22 protein-coding genes and 1 other RNA gene are annotated in these 26,062 nt (G+C 59.7%); 10 read left to right on the forward strand and 13 right to left on the reverse strand.

The features are described 5' to 3' along the window. The first annotated feature begins 239 nt into the window (after positions 1–239). Positions 240–1,100: a GNAT family N-acetyltransferase gene (locus FTW19_RS12150; protein WP_187143445.1), complete on the forward strand. Its 861-nt coding sequence runs from the start codon at positions 240–242 to the stop codon at positions 1,098–1,100. An 8-nt stretch (positions 1,101–1,108) separates the two neighbouring features. Here the strand turns inward: FTW19_RS12150 and FTW19_RS12155 are convergent, their stop codons facing one another. Both FTW19_RS12155 and FTW19_RS12160 read right to left on the reverse strand, forming a co-directional pair. Then, positions 1,109–4,018 carry a serine/threonine-protein kinase gene (locus FTW19_RS12155; protein WP_187143446.1) on the reverse strand — a complete coding sequence of 970 codons (2,910 nt, stop codon included), beginning with the start codon at positions 4,016–4,018 and terminating at the stop codon, positions 1,109–1,111. 306 nt (positions 4,019–4,324) lie between these two features. After that, complete coding sequence (locus tag FTW19_RS12160) at positions 4,325–4,987, reverse strand: riboflavin synthase (protein WP_147647876.1); 663 nt, start codon at positions 4,985–4,987, stop codon at positions 4,325–4,327. A 138-nt stretch (positions 4,988–5,125) separates the two neighbouring features. On the opposite strand from FTW19_RS12160, the gene FTW19_RS12165 reads away from it, so the two are divergent. Further along, a complete protein-coding gene (locus FTW19_RS12165) occupies positions 5,126–5,425 on the forward strand; it encodes a hypothetical protein (protein WP_147647877.1) in 300 nt (99 codons plus the stop codon). 267 nt (positions 5,426–5,692) lie between these two features. Here the strand turns inward: FTW19_RS12165 and ribD are convergent, their stop codons facing one another. The 8 genes from ribD to FTW19_RS12205 all read right to left on the reverse strand — a co-directional run bounded on the left by ribD (position 5,693) and on the right by FTW19_RS12205 (position 13,033). Beyond that, positions 5,693–6,817 carry a bifunctional diaminohydroxyphosphoribosylaminopyrimidine deaminase/5-amino-6-(5-phosphoribosylamino)uracil reductase RibD gene (ribD, locus tag FTW19_RS12170; protein WP_147647878.1) on the reverse strand — a complete coding sequence of 375 codons (1,125 nt, stop codon included), beginning with the start codon at positions 6,815–6,817 and terminating at the stop codon, positions 5,693–5,695. 283 nt (positions 6,818–7,100) lie between these two features. After that, on the reverse strand, positions 7,101–8,096 hold the full coding sequence (ftsY, locus tag FTW19_RS12175) for a signal recognition particle-docking protein FtsY (protein WP_147647879.1): 996 nt from the start codon (positions 8,094–8,096) through the stop codon (positions 7,101–7,103). A gap of 37 nt (positions 8,097–8,133) precedes the next feature. After that, positions 8,134–9,126 carry an NAD(P)H-dependent glycerol-3-phosphate dehydrogenase gene (locus FTW19_RS12180; protein WP_147647880.1) on the reverse strand — a complete coding sequence of 331 codons (993 nt, stop codon included), beginning with the start codon at positions 9,124–9,126 and terminating at the stop codon, positions 8,134–8,136. Between the two features lies 1 nt (position 9,127). After that, positions 9,128–9,751: a glycerol-3-phosphate 1-O-acyltransferase PlsY gene (plsY, locus tag FTW19_RS12185; protein ID WP_147647881.1), complete on the reverse strand. Its 624-nt coding sequence runs from the start codon at positions 9,749–9,751 to the stop codon at positions 9,128–9,130. A gap of 53 nt (positions 9,752–9,804) precedes the next feature. Further along, positions 9,805–11,049 (reverse strand): competence/damage-inducible protein A, encoded by a 1,245-nt coding sequence (locus tag FTW19_RS12190; RefSeq protein ID WP_147647882.1) that lies wholly within the window; start codon positions 11,047–11,049, stop codon positions 9,805–9,807. Beyond that, positions 11,046–12,101, reverse strand: coding sequence for a gluconolaconase (locus FTW19_RS12195; protein WP_147647883.1), 1,056 nt, complete (start codon positions 12,099–12,101; stop codon positions 11,046–11,048). The genes FTW19_RS12190 and FTW19_RS12195 overlap by 4 nt, the downstream gene beginning before the upstream one ends. Before the next feature lie 214 nt (positions 12,102–12,315). Continuing rightward, positions 12,316–12,825, reverse strand: a complete 510-nt coding sequence (locus FTW19_RS12200; protein WP_147647884.1) for a phosphatidylglycerophosphatase A family protein — start codon at positions 12,823–12,825, stop codon at positions 12,316–12,318. Further along, a complete protein-coding gene (locus FTW19_RS12205; RefSeq protein WP_147647885.1) occupies positions 12,815–13,033 on the reverse strand; it encodes a DNA gyrase inhibitor YacG in 219 nt (72 codons plus the stop codon). Before FTW19_RS12205 ends, FTW19_RS12200 begins: the two co-directional genes overlap by 11 nt. Before the next feature lie 218 nt (positions 13,034–13,251). Here FTW19_RS12205 and FTW19_RS12210 point away from each other — a divergent pair, with 218 nt between their 5' ends. Then, a complete protein-coding gene (locus FTW19_RS12210; protein WP_147647886.1) occupies positions 13,252–13,593 on the forward strand; it encodes a hypothetical protein in 342 nt (113 codons plus the stop codon). 68 nt (positions 13,594–13,661) lie between these two features. Here the strand turns inward: FTW19_RS12210 and rimO are convergent, their stop codons facing one another. Then, positions 13,662–15,230: a 30S ribosomal protein S12 methylthiotransferase RimO gene (gene rimO, locus FTW19_RS12215; RefSeq protein WP_222705578.1), complete on the reverse strand. Its 1,569-nt coding sequence runs from the start codon at positions 15,228–15,230 to the stop codon at positions 13,662–13,664. Positions 15,231–15,319: 89 nt separating this feature from the next. On the opposite strand from rimO, the gene ffs reads away from it, so the two are divergent. The 7 genes from ffs (at position 15,320) to cmk (ending at position 24,481) form a co-directional block, all read left to right on the forward strand. After that, an RNA gene (ffs, locus tag FTW19_RS12220) (signal recognition particle sRNA small type) lies at positions 15,320–15,417 on the forward strand. A gap of 85 nt (positions 15,418–15,502) precedes the next feature. Further along, positions 15,503–16,519: a beta-ketoacyl-ACP synthase III gene (locus tag FTW19_RS12225; RefSeq protein ID WP_147647887.1), complete on the forward strand. Its 1,017-nt coding sequence runs from the start codon at positions 15,503–15,505 to the stop codon at positions 16,517–16,519. A gap of 245 nt (positions 16,520–16,764) precedes the next feature. Next, complete coding sequence (locus FTW19_RS12230; protein WP_147647888.1) at positions 16,765–17,628, forward strand: YihY/virulence factor BrkB family protein; 864 nt, start codon at positions 16,765–16,767, stop codon at positions 17,626–17,628. Between the two features lie 94 nt (positions 17,629–17,722). After that, positions 17,723–19,282, forward strand: a complete 1,560-nt coding sequence (gene pyk / locus FTW19_RS12235) for a pyruvate kinase (RefSeq protein WP_147647889.1) — start codon at positions 17,723–17,725, stop codon at positions 19,280–19,282. Positions 19,283–19,539: 257 nt separating this feature from the next. Further along, positions 19,540–21,498 carry a DNA mismatch repair endonuclease MutL gene (gene mutL / locus FTW19_RS12240; protein WP_147647890.1) on the forward strand — a complete coding sequence of 653 codons (1,959 nt, stop codon included), beginning with the start codon at positions 19,540–19,542 and terminating at the stop codon, positions 21,496–21,498. A 71-nt stretch (positions 21,499–21,569) separates the two neighbouring features. Then, a complete protein-coding gene (locus tag FTW19_RS12245; protein ID WP_147647891.1) occupies positions 21,570–23,801 on the forward strand; it encodes a hypothetical protein in 2,232 nt (743 codons plus the stop codon). Continuing rightward, on the forward strand, positions 23,801–24,481 hold the full coding sequence (gene cmk, locus FTW19_RS12250) for a (d)CMP kinase (protein WP_147647892.1): 681 nt from the start codon (positions 23,801–23,803) through the stop codon (positions 24,479–24,481). The genes FTW19_RS12245 and cmk overlap by 1 nt, the downstream gene beginning before the upstream one ends. A gap of 25 nt (positions 24,482–24,506) precedes the next feature. Here the strand turns inward: cmk and FTW19_RS12255 are convergent, their stop codons facing one another. Both FTW19_RS12255 and sppA read right to left on the reverse strand, forming a co-directional pair. Then, the gene (locus tag FTW19_RS12255; protein ID WP_147647893.1) at positions 24,507–24,833 is read right to left on the reverse strand and encodes an HU family DNA-binding protein; all 327 of its coding nucleotides are present in this window, start codon (positions 24,831–24,833) and stop codon (positions 24,507–24,509) included. Between the two features lie 122 nt (positions 24,834–24,955). Further along, positions 24,956–26,023 carry a signal peptide peptidase SppA gene (gene sppA, locus FTW19_RS12260; RefSeq protein WP_147647894.1) on the reverse strand — a complete coding sequence of 356 codons (1,068 nt, stop codon included), beginning with the start codon at positions 26,021–26,023 and terminating at the stop codon, positions 24,956–24,958. Between the last annotated feature and the right edge of the window lie 39 nt (positions 26,024–26,062).

Raw genomic sequence — 26,062 nt, forward strand, 5'->3', positions numbered from 1 at the left:
CGAGAGAAAGGCGCAGCCCTCGGGCTGCGCCTTTTCGTTGCGGCGAAGCATGCTTCCGCCTCTGCAAGAACTCCACGCGTCATCCAGGCGGTGTTCACGCGTGCCTGACGCGTGGTTCTCTTCCTTTCCTTCCGCTGGAGCGTTTTCCCTGTGGGTGCAATGCAAGCACAGGGGAATCTTTGCCCGCGTCGATGACGCGTGGGCCACGCGTCATCGACACGTTGTGTGAGTGTGGAGGGATGATTCACACGGCGGGCGATAAGCTGGATGACATGGGTATCAGCGTTCGCTTCTATGAAGATCCACGGTCATTCCTCGCCGTTGCCGAAGAGTTTCTGCTGTCGCGTGCTGTACTTCATAATCTGGTCCTGACCATTGTGGACACTCGGTTGGCTCAGCCTGAACCTGGCCGCTACTGGGTCGCGTTTCGCGATTCTCAGGTCGTTGGTCTGGCGCTTCAGTCTCCGCTGACATTTCCGGCTCTCCTCGTGCCGATGGAAGCGGACGTAGCCGCTGCTCTTGTCGACACCATCACGGAGGGGGGAATCATGCTGCCCGGAGTGAACGGCGAAGTGGCGACAGCCGCAAGCTTCGCCGGCAGATGGACGGAGCGGCGCCGGTCAGGTGCGGTCCCCATGCAGGCGTTCCGCATCTATCAGCTGGCCGGGCTCAATGAAATTGCTCCAGTGGGTGGGCAGCTCCGAAAGGGTGATTACAGCGATCGGAATCTGGCAGTGAGCTGGCTGCAGAAGTTCTATGCCGAGACGCATATGCACTCCGTAGACGCTGAGAACTTTATCGACACCGCTCTTGCCGCGGAACGGCTCTGGCTGTGGGACATTGGAGGCACAGTCTCGATGGCCGTCAGTAGTAAGCCTATTGCAGGCGTTGTTCGTCTCTCGGCGGTGTACACGCCGAAGGAACATCGAGGCTGCGGCTATGCCGGAGCTTGTGTCCACGCAGTCTCTTCGCTGCTCACCAACGCCGGCTACTGCTGCATCCTTTACACGGATCTGGGCAATCCCACATCGAACTCTATCTACCGCAAGATCGGATACAAAGCGGTAGGTGAGGCAATCCTCTATCGGTTTGAGTCGTAAGCAGCGTGTTAGTCGTCGAGCTTGATAAAGCCGAAGGCCTTCTGGTCGCCGATGGCGTAATAGAAGCTCCAGATCATCAACACCGTGATCACGACGATCCCGGTATACATCGGCGGAGCCAGCCAGTGCTCCGGATCGACAGTCCAGGGGAGCTGTTCCAGCAGCTTGGAAGTAAAGACAAAGACCGCGGCCGCGAGCGCTCCAACGCGCGAGATGAGATATGCCAACATGGCAGCCCATACCGCTTCCACCAGCAGGCTCCACCAGTCTCCGTGCGCCGATACGTGAGCCAGCAGCATGATGACGGCAAGGATCGCGGCGGCGAAGTACGTCTTTTTCAGAACGGCTCGTAATGCGACAAAGACCGGAATGGCGAGCACTGTGTTCACCAGCACGGTGCCGGCAAGGATCAGCACAGTATTGAGCCAGGGGATTGGGCCGCCCAGAAGCAGCGGCTCAACCTCCCATAGTTCGACCGAATGGATCCAGGGCTTCAAGAATGCGGTGAGAGCGAACTCGACGCCGGCGCAGGCGACGCCAAGGCTGACGCCCAGCAGGATGTCACGTGTCACCGTAAGGGATGTGAACTGGCGCTTGAGCAACAGAGCCATGCTGATCAGCAGACGTGGAACCCGGCGCCGGGCGAACGGCTCCATGGCAACATAACCCAGCCACGCGATGCTGGCTGACAGCAGGCCATACGACAGCTTGGTCAGCAGCCACGAGAACGTTGCATCCGGACTGCCCGTTGGTTTGAATCCGCAGAAGGCAGCGGCGACAAAGAGCAGGAAGACTCCGGAGGCCAGCGTGTAGGCGCCGCGTGTATCACCGCGACGCATGGCGAGGTTGCGACGCACCAGGGGAATGGCGGTAGCGAAGAAGGCGAGATAGAGGAAGATCTGGCTCCACGTCGCGGCGATAAGACCCTTCGCGACCGAGAGCGGCTTGTTCCAGGGTGGCATTACGCGGAGATAAGTGAACTTGCCGTACCAGGAGCTGGCGGTGAAGCTGACCTCTGTCTCCGGATGGCCAGGATAGGTACCGACCCATTCCCGCTGCTCATGCATCGCAACCGGAGGCGTAATGGTGGGGGTGACCTCGTGCATCAGCTTGGGATCGAGTCCGGCGGCGGCGAAGGCTGCATTCCAGTCCGTGGGCTTGGCGTCGTGTTGCGCGTTCAGCTCTTCCTGGGCAGGCATATTGACCAGCCGGATCAGGCGGCCGTTGGAGTCAACGTCGATGGAGACCATTCCTGGGCGGTTCGCCGCCGGATCGGTCTGCGTCGGCAGGTTCCTTGGGCTCAACTGTATTGGAAGCAGGGAATCCCGATAGGTCCTGTAGGTGAGAATGAGCGGGCCTTCGCTGGCTGCGGCCATCTTCTTAGGATCCGTCTGATAGTACTCGGCGATGTTTCCATTGGTCTGCAGCCAGGCTGCGGTATTTCTGGCGCGGTCGGGAATATGCAGTTCGCGCAACAGCTCCTGAGAGCGATGGAGCATCTCGTCGTACGACAGAGCGGGTGGTGCAACGCCGAGCGTCGTAGCCTTCGGTGCGAATAGAAAGCAGCTCACAAAGCCGAGAATGGTAATTCCAAGCAGGGTCCAGGCGCGCATCAGCGGCAGCTCTGACTCATTCGCGGCTGAGGTGAGCGCGTCGATCGAGATCGTCTCACCCTGTGCCATGGCCGAGGCCACCAGATCCACCGCAGGGAACTCCTGCATCATGTACGCGGCGGAGATGGGCCGGTCAGTGACTGTAGTGGAGAGGCACTGCATGATCACCCGTTCGATATCGGTGGGGACCTTTGGAGCATAACGGCGCAACGGCGATGGGGCTGCCTGCTGGCGCTCCTTGTAGTTCTTGGTATTCCACGGCTGCCGTCCGGCGAAGAGCTCGTAGAGAACGATGCCCAGAGCGAACAGGTCCGATCGTCCCGAGGCCTGCCCTCCGGTGAAGAGCTCCGGAGCCATGTAGCCGGGAGTCCCCGCGACTTCGTTCAGGCGGCCCTCTCCGGCGACAACGGCGAGGCCGAAGTCGGTGATCTTGGCATGGCCGCGTCCATCGACCATGATGTTGGCCGGTTTCAGGTCGCGATGCAGGACTCCCTTGGAGTGTGCTGCCGCCAGGCCCGCCGTAATCTGCGCGGCCATCTCGAGGGCCTTTTGCGTGGGCAGACGGCCGAAGCGCTTGAGCAGAGCGGAGAGGTTCTCGCCGTCCACGTACTCCATCGTCAGGAAGTGGACGGAGTGTCCGTGGGGGTTAGGGATCTCGACGATATCGTGCACGCGGCAGACGTTGGAGTGGGTTACCTCGCGCGCGGTGCGAACCTCAGCAAAGAAGCGGGCCAGCCAGGCTGGATCGTTCGACATCGCCGGAGGTAGAAATTTCAATGCTACGGTCTGGCCAAGCTTCAGGTCTTCAGCGCGATAAACGCGGCCCATGCCGCCCCGGCCAAGCGGTGATACGACGCGGTAGCGTCCGACGAGCAAGGTGCCTGGAACCAGCTCCTGCTCATCGAGCGAAGTCTGACTGCCGGAGGGCGTTGAGCCGCCGGTCGTTCCCGAAGGCCTGGCAGACATAGGCGTGCCGCTGCTATGACTGTGGCTGACGGGTAGATCACTTGGTGTTGGCGTCTCACCACCCATGGAAGAGGGCACGGGAGTAGGAGAAGGCGGCGCAACCACGCCAGGAAGGCTGCTGAAGGGCGTAGGCGTCGGCAGCGGAGGCGTCGGTGTCGCGTCACCTGTCACCAGGGTTTCTTCCGCCCAGATGCCAGTGTCCATCTCGTCCGCGGGTGTCAGGTACTGGCTGGGAACAGAGAGCAGCGTCGCCTCTTCTGCTGAGGAGCTCGATATGCCTGACGATGGCGTCGGCGTCGCGCCGTAAGGCGTTGCTCCAGCAGGAGTTGCTCCATTCATGCCGTGGCCCGATTCTGCAACGGAAATTGCTGTTCGATAGACCGGCTCGGACTTGCAGACAGGGCAAGGTCCAGGAGTCTCGGGCAACTCAGCGGTACAGACAATACAGGTACGCATGGCAGATGGGAGTCAAAGTGCAACAAAAAATGGGATACGCGAATGGTACAGCAGCTAACTAAGGAGGGGAAGCTGATTCGAGCGTTTTCCCTGTGGGGGTAATGTAGGGCTTCCGCATCTATGGGCGTTTTTCGCAATGAAAACGCCGCGGCACGCCCTTTTCGGGATACCCAGAAACAGGGAAAGCCTCTAATAGCCCCGGGCAATGAGCCCGGCTTCGGTCAGCGTTCCGGTCGCAGCCAGGGACTGCAATCGCATCTGCTCGGCATAACGAGCCAGAACGTCGGTTTCGAGATTGACCTCGGCGCCTGCCTTGAGAGCATGCAGATTGGTCGCTCCGTAGGTGTGGGGAATGATCGCGACGGTGACGACATCCACCTCAAGGCCTGCGACGGTAAGAGAGATGCCTTCGATGGTGATGGAACCCTTCTCCACAATGAAGCGTGTCAGGGCAACCGGTACACGGATTCGCAGCTGCCAATCGGAGTGCTCCGGTGTGGCGGGGTGAAGCGGTGTAAGTTCCAGCAGCGTGCCTGTAGCGTCCACGTGGCCCTGCACGATGTGTCCGCCAAGCGGAGTTCCAGCCGGTGTCGGCAACTCAAGATTCACGATGTGGCCTGGTGCAAGACGCGACAACGAGGTACGCGCGATGGTCTCAGTTGCCAGGTCAGCGGAAAAGATGCCTTCGGCGATATCGAGGGCCGTAAGACATACGCCGGATACGGCGACGCTGTCACCTTCCTTCAAGCGCGAGGTCAGTGAGACCGGAGCCTGCAGAGTGATGCGGGTAGCGCCTTCGGTGGGGGTAACGGATTGGATGGTCCCCAATGTCTCAATCAGGCCTGTGAACATGGTTTCTATTTTAGGGCGCGCCATCAAATTCCTGTTAGTCCCGCAGTGGGAACAGACTTAGCTGCGGTGTCCTTTATTCCATCCACGAACGTGGTATCGCCTGTATTTTGTGTAACAGCCAGTCGAGGAGGACGCGCCATGATGGGAAACGAGACGAACGCTAAATTCCTACTGTTTCAGGAACTGCTCCAACGGCTCGCCGGCGAAATCGAGAAGCTGGCAATCGAGTCGGGTGCTTGCGAAAAGCTGGCAATCTCAAAAGGCGCGACCTCCCAGGAGATTCATCAGGCCAAGGAGAGCGCTCTTGCCGATCCGGTCATGCGGGGAAAAATGAAGGAGCAATACAGCCGGATATGGAACTTACTCCTTCAATCGGGAACGGATGCCTTTACCGAAGAGACCTTCGAGGACTTTCCGTCGGACGGGCCATCAAACTAATGGACTCCTTGAGAAGATGCCGGGAGCATTTGGGGCATCGACAAATTCGGACGCAGTAGACACTCGTTGCCCCATTCTTAGCGGCTTGATCGCGAAGGGTGGGGTATCGCGCTTCGCGCGACCGGTTTCCATAACCTCGTGTCGATTAGAAGAAGTTGATACAAGTGCTTGCTGTCCCCGAGGGACACCACCCCAACGAACAAGTTCGTTGGGGACCCCGGACATGGGACACCCAGTGCATGGGCTATCCTAACTAGTCGATACGCCCTATCTGCCCCAGGGATCCCGAAGATATCCAGTGACCAAAGTATCGGAGCCGAACTCTGCCTTCGAGAGACGGCTCAACCGCTGTTCGAGCAGGTAAGGTGACGGTCCTCCTTCGGCAAACGGAACGGCTCCGTGGCCAAGCTCAGCGTCGGCATAGAAGAGATCAACCTCATCGACGAGATCGCCGGCGAGGAAAGCTGCATTCAGCCGGCTGCCGCCCTCGAGAAGTACTGAGGTGATCTGCCGTTCGGCAAGAGCGCGCAAGGCGTTTATCAGATCGATGTGCTGATGTGGCGACTGTATGCGCTCCACCTGAACGCCTAGTTCGAGCAGTGCATCTTCAGATGCCGTGGAAGCCGATTCATGACACAGGACCAGCAGGTCATCAGCAGCCGAGGCGACAAGCTTGCTGGAGAGGGGAAGCCGTAGATGCGTATCTAGAATCACCCGAAGTAGTTTGCGCCTGCGGGGTAGATTGGTGCGGTCGGTGAGTAGAGGGCTGTCTGCCAGGGCGGTGCCGATCCCGATCAGGATGGCGTCGGAGGCGTGCCGCATCTGCTGTACATGGGCTCGCGCGGCGGCGCCCGTCAGCCAGTGGGGCTCCTGCGTATGACGGCGTTGGGGTGGAGGCGCCAGATATCCGTCGACGGAGAGAGCAGCCTTGAGGACAACGTAGGGTGATCCGGTAACGATCCACTTTGCGAAGGCATTGTTCAAGGCACGGGCTTCTTCCTGCAGCACGCCTGCTGTGACCTGAATGCCGGCCTGTGCCAGCCGGGCCAGTCCCTGACCGGCGACCTGCGGGTTGGGGTCCACCGTAGCTGCCGCGACACGGCCAACGCGGGCATGAATGAGTGCGTCCGCACACGGGCCGGTACGGCCATGATGGCTGCAGGGCTCCAGCGTGACATATGCGGTTGCACCTTCAGCCTCGCCTCCGGCTTCTTTCAGCGCGACGATCTCGGCATGATCGCGGTGTTCGTACATATGGAAGCCGCGTCCGACGACCCGGTCGTCTTTCACAAGCACGCATCCGACAGTGGGGTTTGGGGAGGCCAGGCCTACGCCTTCGCGTGCCAATGCGAGGGCTTGCTGCATGTAACGAATGTCGTCTGTCAGTTCCATCGGCTTGTCTTGCGGTGCTTATATTGCCTGGGTGCCCCACCCTCGGGGTCCCCAACGAACCTTGTTCGTTGGGGTGAACGCTCGCAACGCTAGGGTGGGTAAGGAATACCCCAAAACGCTAACAAAAATACAAACGAATTTGTCGATACAGCTTAGTGTCCTGAATCTACAGTTCGTGACATAAATCATGAACAGTATTTGCCGTCCGAAGCGTTGAAAAAAGCAGGTCCTTCACTACGTTCAGGATGACAACATTTATGACAAGAACTTCTGAGATACCACACTAGTTGAAAAGGCCTTCGACAAACGCGGCGGAGTCGAACTGAAGCAGATCATCCATCTTCTCGCCGATACCGCAGAAGACGACAGGCAACTTCAACTCGTGTGCGATGGCAACGACGATTCCGCCTTTGGCGGTACCGTCCAGCTTGGTGAGCACAATGCCGGTGACACCGGCGCTCTCCGTGAACAGGCGTGCCTGCTGCAGGCCGTTCTGCCCGGTGGTGGCATCGATGACCAGAAACACCTGGTGCGGAGCGCCCGCAACAAACTTCTGGGCGATGCGGCGCATCTTGTCGAGCTCCGCCATCAGGCCCGCTTTGGTGTGCAGGCGTCCAGCGGTATCGACCAGTACTACCTGCGTCTCACGCTTCTTTGCAGCATCGAGAGCGTCAAAGAGAGCTGCGGAAGGATCGCCGCCCTGGCGTGTTTTGATGACCGGTACACCCGAGCGCTGTGACCAGACCTCGAGCTGCTCGATGGCGGCGGCGCGGAAGGTGTCGGCGGCGCACAGCAGCGTGGAGCGGTTCTGCGACTGGAAGAAGGCCGCGAGTTTGCCGGAGGTGGTCGTCTTCCCGGTGCCGTTCACGCCGACCATCAGAATGACCTCTGGCGGCGTTGATGGTGGCCGCACGACGCGCTGGACGTCATCGAGGATGGATTTGATCTCCTGCTTGAGCAGATTTTTCAGCGCCGAGCCGGATTCGATGCCCTCGCGCTTCGCACGCTCGCGAAGACGGCCGATGATCTCGGTTGTGGTGGAAAGACCGATGTCTGCCGTCAGCAGAATAGCTTCCAGATCTTCAAGGTCGCTCTCATCAACCGTCCGGGTAAACGAGAGGGCCTGGTCAAGCTGCGCGCTCAGGTTCTCGCGCGTGCGGGTGACCGCCTGCTTCATGCGGCCGAAAAAGCCGCGCGATGTTTCGAGTGCTTCCTCTTCCTGTTCCGGTTTACGGGGTTCGTCGTCCTTCAACGAACCGAAGAGTGTCTGAATAGCCATCCCCTATAGTGTATCGCTCCCACAGGGAGCCGACGGCTTACTCAGCCCGCAGAGAGCGGGTCATGAGCTCGCGGATCGCCTCCATGGGCGCTTTACCCTCATGAAGAACTGCCTCCATCTGCTCGGTGATCGGCATCTCCACACCGTGCTTGCGCGCGAGACCCAGGGCTGCGGACGTGGACAGCACGCCCTCGGCGACCTTGCCGTTGAGCGAGGCGATGATCTCCGGCAGCTTGCGGCCCTTGCCTAACTCGATGCCGACGGTGCGGTTACGCGAGAGGGAGCCGGTGCAGGTCAGCACCAGGTCGCCTACGCCCGAAAGTCCGGCCAGCGTCTCAGGACGTCCACCGCAGGCGACGGCGAGGCGGGTAATCTCGGCGATGCCACGAGTCATCAGGGCGGCGGCAACGTTGTGTCCGAGTTCAAGACCGGCAACGACTCCGGCGGCGAGAGCGATGACATTCTTCAACGCTCCGCCGAGCTCGACACCGACGACATCGTCATTGGCATAGGTGCGGAAGGTCGAAGAAGAAAAGTCCGACTGCAGCCGCTGCGCCAGGGTGCGGTTCTTCGATGCGATAGTGACCACGGTCGGCATCCCCTGGGCAACCTCCTGTGCGAAGGACGGGCCGGAGAGCACTGCGACCTTAGCCGGCGTCAGCTCTTCAATCACCTGGCTCATCCGCAGATACGTACCCTGTTCAATGCCTTTGGTCGCCGAGATGACGGCATGGTCTGGCGTAAGGAGCGAGGCGGCATCGACAAACGTGGCGCGCAGATGCTCTGAAGGAACAACGCACAATACGATCTCGGAAGCCGGAATTGCCTCTGCCAGCAAAGTGGTGATTTTCAGGTCTTCCGGCAGCGCAAAGCCGGGTAGGAATCTGCGGTTTTCCCTGAGGGCGAGCATCTCCGTGGCGTCCTGTTCGGAGTGTGCCCATAGTGTCAGCTCATGTCCGCCACGGCGTGCCAGTGACAACATGAGTGCGGTACCCCATGCTCCTGCTCCCAATACAGCGATTCGGCTCATCCTACGCTTCCTTCTTTTTGCCGAAGCGGTTTTCCGTTCCCTTGAGCAGCCGCTGAATATTCGAGTGGTGCTTGAAGATGATGACCGCGGGAATCACAACAAAGCTTGCCGCAACAATCGGGCTTACATTGCCATGCGAGAACAGAAAGGCGAAGACCGGAAAGACTGCCGCCGCCACAATGCTGGCCAGAGAGACATACTTCCAAATCATAAAGACCACGATGAAGACAGCGAGGCAGCACAGCGTCGTCAGCGGCGAGATCGCGAGAAAGACGCCGAGGCCGGTGGCCACTCCCTTACCGCCGCGGAAACTGAGCCATACGGGAAAGATATGGCCAAGAATCGCCATCGCCGCAGCGGCTGCCGCCATGTCCTCTGTGTTCATGCCGTGGGCTGCGGCGATATGACGGGCGATGACTACGGCGGCGACTCCCTTCAGCAGATCCAGCAGCAGGGTGGCAATCGCCAAGCCCTTTTTACCGGAGCGCGCTACATTCGTGGCGCCGGTATTGCCGCTGCCTGTTTTGCGGATGTCCTGCTTGAGAAAGAGACGAACGAGGATGTAGCCGAAGGGAATCGATCCCAACAGGTAGGCAAGCACGAGAGTGAGAAGCCAGGGGTTCATTGCGTCAGAGGTGAGTGTAGCAAGGTCCTTATAATTCCCGCCTTAGCCTAACGTCACATCAGTTTCCTGCGCAGCATATCCAGAGCATTCTGTGTTGCCCACCAGCGAATACGTTCGCGGTCTCCACTGAGGCTCAGCTTCTTCACATCGGTATCCTGTCCATCGGCAAGCGCCACGAACACCAGACCGACTGGCTTCTCATCTGTGCCTCCGCCAGGGCCGGCGATGCCGGTGATACCGATACCAATCTCCGCTCCGGTCCTGGTGCGGATGCCTTCCGCCATTGCGCGAGCAACTGCCCCGCTGACCGCGCCGAAGGCATCAATGACAGATTCGGGGACATCGGTAAAGCTGTTCTTCAGGTCGTTGGAATAGGCGACCACTCCTCCCAGAAAGGTGCGCGATGCATTCGGCAGTGAGGTTAAACGCTGTGCCAGCCAGCCGCCGGTGCAACTCTCAGCGGTGGCGACGCGGACGTCTTTCAGGCCCAGCAGCAACTGCACTACCTCTTCCAGCGATTCTCCGTGCGAAGAGAAGACATCGTCTCCCATCTCCTGTTCGCAGCGGCTGGCCACTTCATCCACGCGGGCCTGCGCCTGGTTCAGGGATACGCCGGCATACTGAAAGTGCAACTGGATCTCGCCGTTGTGCGCCAGGATGGTTGTCTCCACATCGCTGTAGCCCTTGTAGATCGGGGCGACCCTTGCGTCTACAGTCGATTCCGGTACCAGCGCGATCCGCAGCATTCTTTTGGTGATGAACCGTGGCGGCAGAATGGAGTGCAGTCGCGGGCGCACTTCAGCGTCGTACATTGCCTTCATCTCCTTTGGTGGTCCAGGAAGAAGGATGACGAGCTTGCGATGCTTGCCGACTACAGTGTCCATGAACTGTCCCGGAGCCGATCCATTGGCATTGGGCAACACCACCGCCCCGTCGATGACGTCGGCCTGCTTGGCGTTGTTGTCGGACATAGTGATGCCGCGTTTGGCAAAGCGGGTATGAAGGCCGGCAAGGAGATCGTTATTCCGTTTCAGGTTGAGCTTGAGCACGGAGGCGACGGCCTCGCGCGTCAGGTCGTCCTCAGTTGGCCCAAGACCTCCCGAGAGCAGCACGATGTCGACCCGCGACAATGCTGTCGCGACAGCACTCGTGAGATGGGTGAAGTTATCGCCCACAATGGTTTTGAAATCGACCGTAACTCCAAGCGAGTTAAGGCGGTCCGTGAGAAAGAGCGAGTTCGTGTCCTGGCGATGCGGCGTCAGCATCTCTGAGCCGATCGCGATAATCTCTGCGTTCATGAATTTATAGATGGAAGAAGCTGCCCTTCGATACCGAGTTCGACGTGATAGAGGGCGTTATTGGTAGCGATGGCGGCGCAGCCGTCTTCCAGGAAACAGAACCCAACAATCGAGTTACCGGAGACAATCAGCGATGCCTCTCGCCTGGGTGTGATGCGCACAATGCCGCGCTGTCCGTTCAATGATGCGGCGACATAGAAGTTGCTGTCAGTATCAAAGGCAGAGCCCTGGGGCCGTCCCAGGCCGGTGTAGAAGGTGTCCACCTCTCCATTGCGATTGATGGTGTACACATGGTCGCGGCTGGAGGTGGTCGGCGCCGTTACGAAGAGCGTGCCGTTTGTTGAGACGGTAAGGTGATAGGCGGCGACACTGGGTTCAAGCGTGGCGTAGACAAAGATCTGGCGCTCGCGGTCGATTTTGAAGATGGTTCCGCTGCGGTCACCCACAAAGAGATTGCCGTCGTTATCGAAGGCGATCCCGGTGGCGACCCCCATGCCTTCGGCGTAGACAGCCATCGCTCCGGTGGGAGAGATACGGTAGACGATGCCTTCCGCACGAGAGCTTGCGTAGAGATAGCCTTCGGCGTCGAAGGCAAGCCCGGTGGGGTTCATCAGGTCTCGCACAAAGGGGCGCACCTGGAAGTCGCGATCGATACGGAAGATCGAGACAGGTGTCTTCTGATTGCGTGGTCCGGAGAGCGTGGCATAGACATTGCCTTGTGCGTCGACCGCCGGATTGGCGACAGGATGCAGGTTGTCCGCCATGGGGACCGCGACCCTCACGGGAAGGGGATTGCTGGTTGAGCCGTGAGAGCGGACGACCAGGTCTCCGGTGATAGAACCTTCAGGGACTCGCACCGACAGGCGTGAAGTCCGCGAGAGAGCGAGCCTTGCAGGCACGTCGCCGATAGTGACAGTCGGCAGATGCCCTTCATACACACCCAGAGCTTTGCCCTGTACCTGGAACTCGCCGTTCGGCAGGGCTGCCAGTGGTGTTACGGAGTCGAGGTGAGGCGCCTCGACATTTGACCCAAAACGAAAGGCTGCTGCCATGGATTAAGCCTAACGCAGGTAGAAGGTTCGTGCCCGGGTGAGGCAAATTCGGGATGCCCATGCCCTGGGTGCCCATTCATCGCAACGCGGGGGGCTCGACGAACTTGATTCGTTGGGGTGATAAGGCGATGGGTGAGATATCTCGCCCCGAATCTCACCCATCGCTCCGCAGTGGATGGGGCACCCAGTTTCGTGGCTAATTTGGCGATAGGGCCTAAAAATTAGGGAAGGCGAAGTGCGCGATCAGTACAAAACAAATCACCGCGTAGACGCCCGCCATCAGGTCATCGGCCATGATGCCTGTGCCCTCAGGCAGGTGCTCAAGCTGGCGCACTGGCGGCGGTTTGAGGATGTCGAAGAGCCGGAAGAGCACCAGCGCCAGCACGTAGTGCTTCCAGATGGGAGCGGCGAAGAGCAGCGCAACCCACTGGCCGGCCGCTTCATCGATCACCACCATCTGCGGGTCTTTGCTGCCGCTCTCGCGGGCCACGCGGGTTGCCGCGGGAATACCTATGACCGTCGCCAGAATGGCGAGCACGAGTGTCAGAAGCGCTAACTGCGGCCGGGTAAGGTCAAGAAAGAAGGCCAGCAGGCGCCAGATCAGCACCGCCAGTACCGATCCATAGGTTCCCGGGCCCGGCTTAAGCAGACCGGAGCCGAAAAATGTACCGACGACCCATGCCCAGGCGGTTTTGCGCGGATTGGTTGGAGTGCTAATCGTCATCGTTATCCTGCTGCGGACGCCGGGCGTGCTCCGCAAGTCCTTCTAATACTTCAGGATCCAGGATTGGAGAAGAGATTCGGTACTCTCCCGAGGCCCATTTGCCGAGGTCGATCCGGCGGCAGCGGTCACTGCAAAACGGGTAGTCGTTGTTCTTTTCCAGCACCAGGGTGCGGCATGTCGGGCAGCGGAGTGCTTTGTTCGGTGCCATCGGTTTCCTTTTCCAAGGTACACCTCACGGCCCGCGTCGAGTGCAATCCATGAAAAACCGGCAAAAAGGGCAGAAAAATAGCAACGCCGGAGCATTTGGCAACGTCTGTATCCCGGGCGTAAGATTTCACGCCGGAAGTGAAGCAGTATGTAGTCGGCAGTACACGCAGTACGAAGTACCGCAGTACGTCGTTGTTGGACCTAGAAAGGTAACACCGCATGAAGAAAACAATCCGTTTTGTTATGCCGCTCGCAGCAGCGGCCCTCCTTGCCAGCTCCTCGGTTATGACGCTGGCCCAGCAGACCCAGTCCTCAAACACCACCGCTCAGTACAACGGTGCGTTCGCAGGCTCTCCGGAACAGGAGCAGGCCTACAAGGACGGCATGGAAGCCGCCAAACTGGATACGCTGGCCAAGCGTAAGGTCGACCCCACCAGCTCGCATCTCTACAAGAACCCGCCTGCCCATGTGAAGAAGGATCAGCGTGATGCATATCGCTCTGCCTTCACCTCCGGCTACAACAAGGCGATCAATGATGCGAAGGCGAATGGCGGTTTCTAAACCACGAAGCGCAGGAAAACGAAAAAGGGCCCCTTTGCGGGGCCTTTTTCATTGTGCATGGATGATTCCTACTCGATGATGCGGGCGACTACATCGTAGTCATGCGACTCAGTGATCTCGGCGCGATAGAAGGTTCCTGGAACCAGGGTCTCGTGCGGGCCAAAGTCGTTGATGAGTACTTTGCCGTCAATCTCAGGCGCATGCAGCATGGTGCGTGCGTCCCACAGCAGCGGTGTCTCTTCGTTCGGACCTTCTACCAAAACCTCGACTTCGCGCCCGACCCAGGCCTTCTTCGCCTTGGTGCTGAGCTTCTGCTGCAGGCGCATCAGTTTGCGGCGGCGCGACTCGATGGTGCGCGAAGGCACCTTCTCCTCCAGATCGAAAGCCTTGGCGCCCTCTTCATCCGAGTAGGAGAAGACGCCCAGCCAGTCGATCTGCGCCTTCTGGATAAAGTCCATCAGATCTTCGAACTCGGCGTCGGTCTCTCCGGGGAAGCCGACGATGAAGCTGGTCCGCAGCACGATGCCGGGTACGGTCGCGCGGGCGCGCTCGATCATCTTCAGGAAGATGTCGCCCGAGCCGCCGCGTTTCATGCGCTTCAGGGCTGTCGGCGAAGCATGCTGCAGCGGAACATCGAGATACTTGGAGATGTTGTCGTACTTTGCAATGGTCTCGAGGAGGAGCGGCGTGACCTTGTTGGGATAGGCGTAGAGGAACCGCAGCCACTTGATGCCGCCGATACCGGGAACATTGATCTGCGCCAGGGCATCGAGCAGTTGCGCCAGGCCGTCCTTCAGGCCGAGGTCTTCTCCGTAGCAGGTGGTGTCCTGGCCGATCAGCGTAATCTCGCGCACACCCTGTTTCACCAGCGACTCGGCTTCGGTAATGATCGACGACATCCGGCGTGAGCGGAACTTGCCGCGAAGCTGCGGAATGATGCAGAAGGTGCAGGGATGATCGCAGCCCTCGGCGATCTTGATGTATGCCGAGGCTTTCGGTGTGGTGAGAATGCGCGGTGTCTCGTCGGAGTAGAGATACTCGGGCAGGGAAGGCGATGCGCCATCCCATGCATCGCGGCTGAAACGGCCCTGCTCTTCGCGCAGGTCGCCTTCAGGACGTGAATGTTTTTTGACTGCCGAGGGAGCACGGTCGATCAGCTCAGACTCGAGCGATGGCGTTGCATTGATGATGTTGAATGGTGAAGGCTCTTGCTTCACTGGAGCCATGCCTGCGGCCGCGAGTACGGCTTCAAGCTCACCGGTACCGATGACGGCATCGACCTCGGGGATGTTCTTGCGGATCTCGTCGCGATAGCGCTCGACCAGGCAGCCGGCGACGATGAGCTTCTGCGCACGGCCCGCGGTCTTGTGCTGGGCCATCTCCAGGATGGCGTTGACGGATTCCTGCTTGGCAGAGTCGATGAAGCTGCAGGTGTTCACGACGATGACGTCGGCTTGTTCTGCATGCGGTGTCAGCTCAGCGCCTGCATGGTGCAGCAGGCCCATCATGACTTCAGAGTCGACCAGGTTCTTCGGGCAGCCGAGAGAGACAAATCCGATACGTGTTTTTTGCTTTGCGGCGTCGCGATCAAGCACAGCTTCAGACGCGGAATCGCCAGATTTTACAGGGGTAGACACTTTAATATTCTACCCTGATTTCCACCGCTTTCCTTATCGCTTCGGTGTGTCATCAGCAGGCTTCTCGAAACACTGCTAAACTAAACGAGTGCCGGGACCTACGCGACGTAATCCCGCGAACCCCGCCAGGTCCGGAAGGAAGCAACGGTAACGGGCCAGTATGTGCGCAGTAGGCTCCCCGGTACTCTTCAAAGCACTCTCCAGTTGTGCCCCCCACTCTACAATCCATCGCTGGTTCGATATCCTTCCAATTGGAAGTGTGAGGTGACCGTTTGTCTCTTGAGTTGAAGCCACACGTCAGCGTGCGGGCGAAGATCAGTTCTCTTGGAACCTATGTCCCCCCTCGGCTGTTGACCAATGCCGATCTGGAGAAGATGGTCGAAACCAGCGACCAGTGGATCGTGGAGCGCACGGGCATTCGTGAGCGTCACGTCGTTGACAAGGGCATAGCAACCAGCGATCTGGCGGCAGAGGCAGCGAAGAGATGTCTGGAGGCGCGTGGAGTCTCTCCTGACGAGGTCGACGCCATCATCGTCGCCACCGTGACTCCGGACATGATGTTCCCCGCTACCGCCTGTCTGGTGCAAAGCAAGCTGGGTGCTCGCGGCGCATGGGGCTTTGATCTCTCTGCTGCTTGTTCCGGTTTTCCGTATGCCTTGCAGGTCGGCGCCAAACTGGTGGAGAGCGGCGCTCACAAGAAGGTGCTGGTCATCGGCGCCGATACAATGTCGTCCATCCTCGACTACACCGACCGTACGACCTGCATCCTGTTCGGTGATGGCGCCGGCGCGGTACTGATCGAGCCATGTGAGAGCGATGAAGTTGGCCTGATTGATTTCTGGCATGAGGTCGATGGAGCCGGCGGGGTCTCGCTGAATATGCCTGGCGGCGGCAGCCTTCACCCTTCCAGCCACGAGACCATCGATCAGAAGATGCACTATGTGCATCAGGATGGACAGGCGGTTTATAAGTTTGCGGTACGCAAGATGGCAGAGGCGGCCGAAGCTGTGCTCACACGCAATAACGTGAAGGGCGAAGAGCTCGGCTGCTTTATTCCGCACCAGGCAAACAAGCGCATCATCCTGTCCACAGCGGAACGTCTCGGCATGCCCGAAGATCGGGTCATCATCAACATCGACCGTTACGGCAACACGACTGCCGGGACCATTCCTCTTGCCATGGGAACTGCCGTGGAAGAAAAACGGCTGAAGAAGGGCGATCTGGTACTTCTGGCCTCCGTCGGAGCCGGGTTTACTGTCGCTTCTACGCTTCTGCGCTGGGAGATCTAGAAGGCAGAGAGATGACGCCGGCGCTTCTTTTGAAGCGCCGGCGCATATTTTTAACCCGCTAGAGCATTTTCCCTGTTGCTGGGTAGCCCGGAACGGGTGTGCAGCGGCGTTTTCATTGCGGAAAACGCCCATAGATACGGGATCCCTGCACTACACCTACAGGGAAAATGCTCTAACTCTGAAAGCACGCCGGACGATTGTCAGCGTCGTCGATATCACGGAATCAAGGTAGTCTGTTGTCATTCATGCGCCGATTCTGGGCTCATCTGCGGCTGGCTGCGCGCAACGGGTTTCACCACGACGTCTTTGGCACCGCCAAAGGTTGTGCTTATTCGGCTGTCTTTGCGGTGTTCCCGGCGCTTATCGTCACTGCCGCCGTGATTGCGCGGCTACCGGATAGCTCTCTCTTCCGGCAACAGTTTTCCCTGATCTTTGACCGGGTGTTGCCACCGCAGGTCCTGACGTTGCTGGCATCGTACTTCCGGCATACCAGTGAAACGAGTGCAGGTCTGCCGGTGAGTGCTTCCATTGTTAGTTTGACCGGCGCTTCGGGCGTTCTGCTGACGTTGATGGAGGGCTTTCGCCGCGCCTATGGCGTCCCGCAGGGTACGTGGGGCTTCTGGAAGCGACGCATCGTCTCGTTTCTGCTGGTGCCGATCTCGGTTCTGCCGCTCGGCCTTGCCAGCGTGCTGGTCGTCTTCGGCCATTACATCTCGCTCTGGTTTTACGTTCTTGCTCCGTACCATTCACGAGACATCATCTACTTTGTAGCAACCGCCGCCCGCTGGGTGATCGCCCTGGCAGGCACGGTAACCATTCTGTCGTTCATCTACCACTTCGGCACGCCGAGTTCGGTTTCATGGCGGCGGACCCTGCCGGGAGCTCTGTTCGCAACGCTCCTCTGGTTCGCGTCGACACTCGGCTTCGGATGGTACGTCACGCTCTTTGCCAACTACTCGCGAGTGTACGGGTCTCTCGGCGCGGGTATCGCGCTGCTGGTGTGGCTGTATCTGGCAAGCATCAGCGTCCTGCTTGGAGCAGAGCTTAACGCCGTGCGCCAGGCGCATCACATCTCGCATCGAATGGCCAGCAGTCCACTTCACGGCTGATAATTATGGTGGTCGAACCAGTCACAAGGGCAAAGCAGGTAGAATGGCTGCGGACTACTGCTGTATTGCCGCATCATAGGGGACTGAATCGCACATGTTGAATGGTTTGAGCCTGGGAGAGAGCGGCCAGCGCCGCGCTAAGATTGTCGCAACGCTGGGACCCACGTCGAGTGATGAGCTCATCTTCGGACAACTCGTCCGCGCCGGGCTTGATGTTGCCCGCCTGAATTTTTCACATGGGACTCATGCCCAGAAAACCGAACTGATCCGGATGGTCCGCCGCGTCTCCCAGCAGGAGAAGAAGGCTATCTGTATCCTGGCCGACCTGCAGGGGCCAAAGATTCGTACCGGCAAGCTGAAGGGCGGCAAGCCCGTTCTGCTGGAGCAGGGAAAGCTGCTCACCATCTCTCCCAAGATCAAGGAAGGCACGGCAGCGGCCGTTGGAACTACCTTCACTACGCTGGCAGAGAACCTCGAGCCCGGCGCCCGCATCCTGCTGAGCGACGGCCTGATCGAGCTGGTCGTCCGCGAGGTCAATGGCGAGGACGTGGTTTGCGACATCCTGAATGGCGGCATGCTCGGTGAGAACAAGGGCATTAACCTCCCCGGCATTCCGGTGAAGGTTCCCTCGCTGACCGAGAAGGACGAGGAAGACCTGGAATTTGCGATTGGCGAAGGCGTCGATACGGTCGCGGTCTCGTTTGTCCGTACGGCGGACGATGTGCGTCACGTAAAGACCCGGCTGGCGGCGCTGAAGAGCGATGCCTGGATCATTGCCAAGCTGGAAAAGCCGCAGGCGATCGAGCATCTGGACTCGATTCTGGAAGTCGCCGACGGCATCATGGTGGCCCGCGGCGATCTGGGTGTTGAGGTCCCGCCGGAGAAGGTTCCCGCGATTCAGAAGCACATCATCGCCAAGGCGAATGAGGCGCGTAAGCCCGTCATTACGGCAACCCAGATGCTGGAGTCGATGATCGAGAATCCTCGTCCAACCCGCGCCGAAGCCAGCGATGTCGCCAATGCAATCTACGATGGCACCGACGCTGTGATGCTCTCGGCGGAGACCGCAAACGGCAAGTATCCGGTCAGTGCGGTGGCTATGATGGCCAAGATCGTCGCCGAGACGGAGATGCAGATTCGCGACAATCCTGTGCCCAAGGTCCGTCCTTCGCGCCGCGGAGCGTTATCGGTTACCGAGACCATCTGCGAATGCATGGCTCTGGCTGCGCAGGATCTTGACCTGACTGCAATCGCAATCTTTACCGAGAGCGGTTATTCCGGCCGTCTGCTGTCGAAGTATCGTCCAGAGACCCCGATCTACGTTCTCTCGCCGGATCAGGCGGTCATCAATCGCTCGATGTTGCTGTGGGGTACGACGCCGGTACTCTGCGCCCGCTTCCATGACACCGACGTTCTGGTCAGCATGGCCGACGACATTCTGCGCGATCTCGGTTATGTGCAGGATCGTCAGATTCTCGGCATTGTTGCCGGCACCCGTACCAAGTCCGGCGGCACGAACTTTATGCGTTTGCATATGGTCGGTGACCAGGAGTCGACTCTTTCGCTTAAGACTCTTTCTCTTTCGAAGAAGAAGTCCAAAAAGGACAAAACAAAGGACAAGTCCAAAGGGAAGTCGAAGTCCAAGAAGAAGTAGAATGCGCAGACCGTAAGCCGTCCATGTAGGATGGCAGAAGGAGATTATTACCGCGATGTCGCACGCACAGAACACATTCCTCGACCGCTACTGGCAGGTATTCCTTATCCTCTTCGGCGTTTTCTTTGCCTTCCTGTGCGGTACCTTCAAGTAGAGTTCATGACAACGCCCGTATCCGATACTCCGGATGCGGGCGTTTGTGTTTAAGACAGCCTTTCCTCACTCCCCTCGCGCCGAACTCCCCATAAAATATCCGGATGGGCCGTATCCGTGTGCTGTCAGACCAGGTAGCGAATCAGATCGCTGCCGGCGAGGTGGTAGAGCGTCCAGCCTCTGTCGTCAAGGAACTCCTGGAGAACGCGCTCGATGCCGGCGCTGCCCGGATCCGCATTGAAGTCGAAGCAGGCGGGCGGAAGCTTATCCGCATCGCCGACGACGGACATGGCATGGGGCGCGACGACTCTCTGCTGGCCTTCGAGCGGCATGCCACCTCTAAGCTGCGCAGCTCCGATGACCTGCTGCAGATTGCCACCCTCGGCTTCCGTGGTGAGGCGCTGCCCTCTATCGCCTCAGTCTCCCGATTGACGATGGAGACCCGTGCACCGGAAGACGAAGCCGGCACGCTGCTGGAGATCGCAGGCGGCAAACTCCTCCGGGTGGAGGATCTCGGGCGCCCGGCAGGCACGACCCTGACGATCCGGGACCTGTTCTTCAATACGCCCGCGCGTCGGAAGTTCCTGCGTAGCGAATCGACTGAGCTGCAGCATGTCGCCGCCCTGGTGACGCACTACGCCCTGGCGAATCCGACAAAGCACTTTGAGCTGCATTCGGCCACGCATGCGTTGCTGGTGGCCCCTGCGGTGACCTCGGCAGCGGATCGTATGTTCCAGATCTTCGGCCGCGAGACGGTGGACCAGATGATTCCTGTCGCGGCCGAGACCGACTTTGCCCGCGTCGGCATTCCAGAGCCTCCGCCATGGAAGCGGGACGAGAACTATGAGCCGCCCGAACCTGGAGTGATGCGGATAAGTGGTTTTGTTTCAAAACCTGAACTGCAAAAGCTCAACCGAAACTCGATCTATGTTTTCGTGAACGGACGGCTGATTCGCGACCGTCTGGTGCTGCATGCCCTGTCGGAGGCTTATCGCAACGTCATTCCGCCGACCAGCTTTCCGGTGGTGCTGCTTTTCCTTGAGGTCCCACCTGCCGAGGTGGATGTGAATGTTCATCCAGCGAAGACCGAGGTACGTTTCCGGCAACAGTCCATCGTGCATGACTTCCTGCGTGATTCGGTGCGCACGGCATTGATGGCGGCAAGGCCGGTGATGAGTTTTGCGATGGCGCTCACGGATTCGCCATTGGCGGCTGAGGCGCTGCGCATCGACGTTAGCCCCATGCCGGGTGCGCCTGATCTTCCTCCAGCCTCCGAAGGAGATCCGCAGGCGGGTGACGCCGCGGCGTTTTCGCTGCAGGCAGATCCGTTTCTTGCTACCGAGCAACGCATTGTCTTCCCTCAGACTGAGGCTTCCGTTGATGAGCCGCCATTTCTGCGCGAGCCGGAACAGCGGGTATCGGGACGGCACTCCTGCTCTTCGGCGACGCCGGAGGAAGGCGAAGAACGTCCCGAGACACTGCATTCGCTATCGACATTGCGGGCTGTGGGGCAGTTACGCAACTCCTTCATCCTGGCCGTGAATGAAGACGGCCTCTGGATCATCGACCAGCACGTCGCCCATGAGCGTGTTCTGTTTGAGAAGATTCTGCGTGAGCGCCGTACGGAGTCGGTACAGCGGCAGAGGTTGCTGATGCCGCTGCTTGTCGATCTGCAGCCGGCGCAGATGCTTGCCTTTGCTGAGCTGGCCGATGAGTTGGACCGCAACGGCTTTGAAGCGGAGCCCTTTGGACCGCGAACTCTGGCCGTCAAAGCGGCTCCCGTCGGTCTGGAAGGCAAGGAGCTGGAGCACCTGCTGGACGAGGTGTTGGCGGATGATCGCACGGGGCAGGTTGAGAACGCTGAGGCTCGACGCACACGGATTGCGGCGTCGATTGCCTGCCACGCGGCGATCAAGATCAATATGCCGCTCGATCCGGCAAAGATTGAGTGGCTGCTGGCGGAGCTGGCGAAGACGCAGCATCCCACAAGCTGTCCGCATGGACGGCCGATCGCGTTGCGTTATTCGCTGAAGGAGATTCAGCGGGCCTTCAACCGCATTTAGTTGCATCTCCAGGTGGGATAACGTCCATCCTGACGGCACTGGACAGCAATTGCCGATAGACTTAAAAGGTTATGACTCGTGAGCAATTGGAACTTGCGCGGCGTCGCGCCTTTGGGCTAGACAGCAATGCGCTTTTGATTTTGGAAGATGCCAATGCGTGGGTTGACCGCATGGGACTCGTTCTGTGGACGCCGAAGACGCAGCTTGCTGCACCCGCCCCCGTCTTCGTTTCAGCGGTAAGTGGAGTTGCGGAACCTGGAGTAGCCGAGGCAGAGGCTGGAAAGCAGATGCTGGGCCGGCTGGTTCGTGAGGGAGCGGCGGTGCCGTTACTCCTCCTTGGAGGCGCCGCCCCCGGCGATATTCCAGATTTTGTCGTGAGTGCAGCCGCGCTGCCTTATCTCTACACGCTGCGTGGCGACAAGAACTGGAAGGCAGCCCCGGTGGCTTCGTCTATCTCGCCGCTCGCAATGAAAGTCTGGGGTGTGTTGAAGGCCAAAGGGCCGCAGACCGTCTCCAACCTGCTTCCGGAGCTTGGCCGCGAGCTGACGCACGCCGCCGTGCTGCGTGCGCTGAGCGAGTTGTGGGCCATGCTGCGCGTGATCCCGGTGTACCAGGATGGAGAAGAAGAGACCCAATGGGAGCTGCTCACAGCGCGGTTTACCAAGCAGATCAAGGCCGGTGGCAATGCCGGTGTGCCGACGGCCCTCTCGGCCATGATCTCGCTGTATCTGAGCGCGGTGCTGGTTGCGGAGCTCGATGAGATTGAGGTGTTCCTCTCGCCGCTGGTGGCGCGCTCAAAGGTGCGTGATGCGGTTAGCGGTTTGAATGCTGCCCGTCAGCTTGACGAAGTGGTGCTCGAAGGCAAGACGCTGCTGCATATTCGCGGCGAGCTGCCTGAGATGCCGGAGATTGTTCCGGTCGAAGTTCCGGAGGGCGTGGCTGAAGAGGGCGTCGATGTTGGCGATGTCGGCGAGGCCGAGCCTGATCGCGAGGGCCTGCTGGAACGCGCTCGTCAACGCACCGAAAAGACCTTTGCCCCAACTCGCCGTCCCACCGACCGCAGGCCGTCCCGCGAGGGAGAGCGTCCTGCCCGCAGGAGCTTCCGTCCCGAAGAAGGCGCCGCCGGCGGTGAGCGTAAACCGTTCCGTCCGCGTCAAGAGGGCGAGGGAAGCGAGCGTCCAGCACGCCGCAGCTTTGGTGGAGAGCGTGACCGCAAGCCTTTCCAGCGCAAGCCATTCGATGGTGAGCGTAAGCCTTTCCGTCCGCGTGAAGCGGGTGAAGGTGGTGAGCGTCCAGCGCGTCGCAGCTTCGGTGGCGACGGTGAGCGCAAGCCGTATCAGCGTAAGCCGTTCGATGGTGAGCGTAAGCCCTTCCGTCCGCGCGAAACGGGTGAAGGTGGTGATCGTCCAGCGCGCCGCAGCTTTGGCGGCGACGGCGAGCGCAAGCCGTATCAGCGTAAGCCATTCGATGGTGAGCGTAAGCCCTTCCGTCCGCGCGAAACGGGTGAAGGTAGTGATCGTCCAGCGCGCCGCAGCTTTGGCGGCGACGGCGAGCGCAAGCCGTATCAGCGTAAGCCATTCGATGGTGAGCGTAAGCCCTTCCGTCCGCGCGAAGCGGGTGAAGGTAGTGATCGTCCAGCGCGCCGCAGCTTTGGCGACGGCGAGCGCAAGCCGTATCAGCGCAAGCCGTTCGATGGAGAGCGTAAGCCCTTCCGTCCGCGCGAAGCGGGTGAAGGTGGTGAGCGTCCGGCCCGCCGCAGCTTTGGTGGCGATCGTGACCGCAAGCCGTATCAGCGGAAACCGTTCGATGGCGAGCGTAAGCCATTCCGCAAGCGCGAAGAGGGCGAGGGCAGTGAGCGTCCGGCCCGCCGCAGCTTCGGCGGTGATCGTGACCGCAAGCCGTTTCAGCGGAAACCGTTCGATGGCGAGCGTAAGCCGTTCCGCAAGCGTGAAGAAGGCGAGGGGGGCGAGCGTCCGGCGCGCCGCAGTTTTGGCGGAGATGGTGACCGCAAGCCATTCCAGCGCAAACCGTTTGATGGTGATCGCAAGCCTTTCCGCAAGCGCGAAGAAGGAGCGGGAGAAGATCGTCCGCGCCGTACCTTCAAGGCTGACGGCGGTAAGCCATCCTTCGGTGGCAAGAAGTTCGGAGGAGCTCCAAAGAAGTTTGGTGGAGCGCCCAAGAAGTTCGGTGGAGCGCCCAAGAAGTTCGGGTCGAAGCCGGGTGGAAAAGCCGGAGCTCCGAAGAAGTTCGGTAAGCCCGGAGCCGCGAAGCCGTTCCGTAAAAAGCGGGAGGGTGATGAGTAATGGCGGATCGCAAGCCCGTCGTTGCCATTGATGGACCCTCCGGTGCAGGTAAGAGCACCATCGCTACGTTTCTCGCAAAGCGATTCGGCCTATTGAATCTGGAAAGCGGCGCAATGTACCGCGCTGTCGCGTTGAAGGCTCTTCGTCTGGGACTCCCCCTGGACGATGAGCCCGCGCTTGCGTCGATGGCTGAGACCATGGTCATCGAGCTGCAGCCGACCGAGAACGGGAACCGAGTGCTTCTGGACGGAGAAGATGTCACCGCGCAGTTGCGGGAGAAGGATGTGACGCAGGCCGCCTCAAAGGTCAGCGTCCATCCCAAAGTCCGCGCCCTGATGGTTGCCGCGCAACAGCGCATGGGAGCCCAGGGTGGCGTGGTCATGGAAGGCCGCGATATCGGTACGGTCGTCTTTCCCAAGGCAGAAGTGAAGATCTTCCTTGATGCCTCGGCGGACGCACGCGGGTACCGTCGATTCGTGCAGACTGGCCCTAGCGAAGGCCAACCGACGGAAGACGCGGTCAAGCAGGAGCTGCGGGAACGCGATGAGCGCGACCGTAATCGCGCCGAATCACCGCTGAAGCCTGCCGAAGATGCTGTGCTGGTGGACTCCACTGCGCTTACGCTGGATGAGGTCAAGGCTCGGGCGGAGGCAATTGTCCTGGAGAAGTGGAAGCAATAAAGCTCCCACGAAAGACAAAGCCCGCCTACATGGCGGGCGGGTGGTGGATGTCGATCTCCTCGGGAGCAGAGGATTCCTTGGGATTGACGAGGTCGCGCAGCTCTTTGGCCGGCTTGAAGTACGGCACCCGCTTTGCCGGAACATCGACTTTGGCGCCGGTCTTTGGATTGCGGCCGATGCGTGGCTTTCTTTGGCGCGTGCGGAACGATCCGAAGCCGCGAATCTCAATCTTGTCGCCGGTTTTGAGGGCGCCGATCACGGAGTCAAAGAGAGTATCGACGATGATCTCGCCGTCGCGGCGGGTCAGGTCTCCGAGAGCGGTGACTTTTTCAACGAGGTCGGCCTTGGTCATCGGCATCCTTTCGGGGCTTGCGTGTACGGGGAACCGAAAATCACGCGTAAATGCGAGACAGCTTTAGCTTTACACGTTTTGACGAACGACGGCAAAGGGTGGTTTCAAAGATTTTTTGCCGGTTACTTCCACATGAAATAGAAACCCGGGGCCTCATTCAGTAGTTTGCTCGGGTTTGGGAAGATATCGTCCGGATCGGAGTTCACTAGTGCCGAGAGCAGGCCCGTCTTCTCCTTTCTGGGGCGAACGATGCCAGGCTCGCCCGAGATTCCAACTTCTTTCGCGGTTTCCATCAAAGCGTCGCGGTAGCCACCCTGGCGATCGATAAGGCCGAGAGGAAGGGCTTGTTCGCCCGTCCAGACCTGTCCGGTAGCCAGGGGCTTGATCTTGTCGTCGGCAACATGGCGGCCCGTGGCGACATCGTGAATGAACTGCACGTGCATGTTGTCGACCAGAGTCTGGAAGTACGCCTGTTCCTTGGGGGTGAGGTCGCGGGTGGGGCTTCCGGCGTCTTTCAGCTCACCGGCCTTGAGAATGACATCCTTCAGCTTGGCCCAGCGCATCAGGTCGCCGTAGTTCATCCACTCCATGATGACGCCGATGGAGCCAACGACCGAGGCCTGGTTGGCATAGATACGGTCGCAGCCAGAGGCAATGTAATAAGCGCCCGACGCACCGACTGACTCGATGCTGGCAATGATCTTCTTGTGCTTCGCCTGCTTGACGCGCAGCACCTCGTGATAGATCTCCTGCGAGGCGGCAGCGCCACCGCCGGGTGAGTTGATACGCAGGATGATGGCTTTGACGTCGTCATTGTCGGCCATCTTGCGAAGCTGCTCGTTGAACTTGTCCGACGAAAGGATGACGCCGTTTACCTCAATGACACCGATCTTGCCGCCGGAACCGAAGCTGCCTGTCGTGGATTCTGTGTCAACGCCGCCGGCTTTGATGACGGCATAGACAAACAACGAGAAGAGGCAGACCAGGACGACCGCGCCTCCTCCGAGGATGCCGATCCAGAACCACGGCGAGCGCGGCCGCCGCGGCGGACGGGCGGCATAGTAACCGTAAGGCTGCTGTGGTGGCGGTGGTGGTGGTGGCGCATAGGTGTAGCCCTGTGCAGCCGGGGCAGGTTGAGACTGCGGCGGAGGTGGATCCTGTGGCGGCGGGCTCTGGAACTCGTCCTGCATAGATGTCGTTGAGTGTACACCGCAAAACTGCGTCTGAGG

Source organism: Terriglobus albidus (genome assembly GCF_008000815.1).
Taxonomy (GTDB): domain Bacteria; phylum Acidobacteriota; class Terriglobia; order Terriglobales; family Acidobacteriaceae; genus Terriglobus; species Terriglobus albidus_A.

What these genes read in the sequence shown, in the direction of transcription:
- FTW19_RS12150 (WP_187143445.1), top strand. Translation starts at nt 240, where the DNA reads ATGATTCACACGGCGGGCGATAAGCTGGATGACATGGGTATCAGCGTT.
- FTW19_RS12155 (WP_187143446.1), bottom strand. Translation starts at nt 4,018, where the DNA reads ATGAATGGAGCAACTCCTGCTGGAGCAACGCCTTACGGCGCGACGCCG.
- FTW19_RS12160 (WP_147647876.1), bottom strand. Translation starts at nt 4,987, where the DNA reads ATGTTCACAGGCCTGATTGAGACATTGGGGACCATCCAATCCGTTACC.
- FTW19_RS12165 (WP_147647877.1), top strand. Translation starts at nt 5,126, where the DNA reads ATGATGGGAAACGAGACGAACGCTAAATTCCTACTGTTTCAGGAACTG.
- ribD (WP_147647878.1), bottom strand. Translation starts at nt 6,817, where the DNA reads ATGGAACTGACAGACGACATTCGTTACATGCAGCAAGCCCTCGCATTG.
- ftsY (WP_147647879.1), bottom strand. Translation starts at nt 8,096, where the DNA reads ATGGCTATTCAGACACTCTTCGGTTCGTTGAAGGACGACGAACCCCGT.
- FTW19_RS12180 (WP_147647880.1), bottom strand. Translation starts at nt 9,126, where the DNA reads ATGAGCCGAATCGCTGTATTGGGAGCAGGAGCATGGGGTACCGCACTC.
- plsY (WP_147647881.1), bottom strand. Translation starts at nt 9,751, where the DNA reads ATGAACCCCTGGCTTCTCACTCTCGTGCTTGCCTACCTGTTGGGATCG.
- FTW19_RS12190 (WP_147647882.1), bottom strand. Translation starts at nt 11,049, where the DNA reads ATGAACGCAGAGATTATCGCGATCGGCTCAGAGATGCTGACGCCGCAT.
- FTW19_RS12195 (WP_147647883.1), bottom strand. Translation starts at nt 12,101, where the DNA reads ATGGCAGCAGCCTTTCGTTTTGGGTCAAATGTCGAGGCGCCTCACCTC.
- FTW19_RS12200 (WP_147647884.1), bottom strand. Translation starts at nt 12,825, where the DNA reads ATGACGATTAGCACTCCAACCAATCCGCGCAAAACCGCCTGGGCATGG.
- FTW19_RS12205 (WP_147647885.1), bottom strand. Translation starts at nt 13,033, where the DNA reads ATGGCACCGAACAAAGCACTCCGCTGCCCGACATGCCGCACCCTGGTG.
- FTW19_RS12210 (WP_147647886.1), top strand. Translation starts at nt 13,252, where the DNA reads ATGAAGAAAACAATCCGTTTTGTTATGCCGCTCGCAGCAGCGGCCCTC.
- FTW19_RS12230 (WP_147647888.1), top strand. Translation starts at nt 16,765, where the DNA reads ATGCGCCGATTCTGGGCTCATCTGCGGCTGGCTGCGCGCAACGGGTTT.
- pyk (WP_147647889.1), top strand. Translation starts at nt 17,723, where the DNA reads ATGTTGAATGGTTTGAGCCTGGGAGAGAGCGGCCAGCGCCGCGCTAAG.
- mutL (WP_147647890.1), top strand. Translation starts at nt 19,540, where the DNA reads ATGGGCCGTATCCGTGTGCTGTCAGACCAGGTAGCGAATCAGATCGCT.
- FTW19_RS12245 (WP_147647891.1), top strand. Translation starts at nt 21,570, where the DNA reads ATGACTCGTGAGCAATTGGAACTTGCGCGGCGTCGCGCCTTTGGGCTA.
- cmk (WP_147647892.1), top strand. Translation starts at nt 23,801, where the DNA reads ATGGCGGATCGCAAGCCCGTCGTTGCCATTGATGGACCCTCCGGTGCA.
- FTW19_RS12255 (WP_147647893.1), bottom strand. Translation starts at nt 24,833, where the DNA reads ATGACCAAGGCCGACCTCGTTGAAAAAGTCACCGCTCTCGGAGACCTG.
- sppA (WP_147647894.1), bottom strand. Translation starts at nt 26,023, where the DNA reads ATGCAGGACGAGTTCCAGAGCCCGCCGCCACAGGATCCACCTCCGCCG.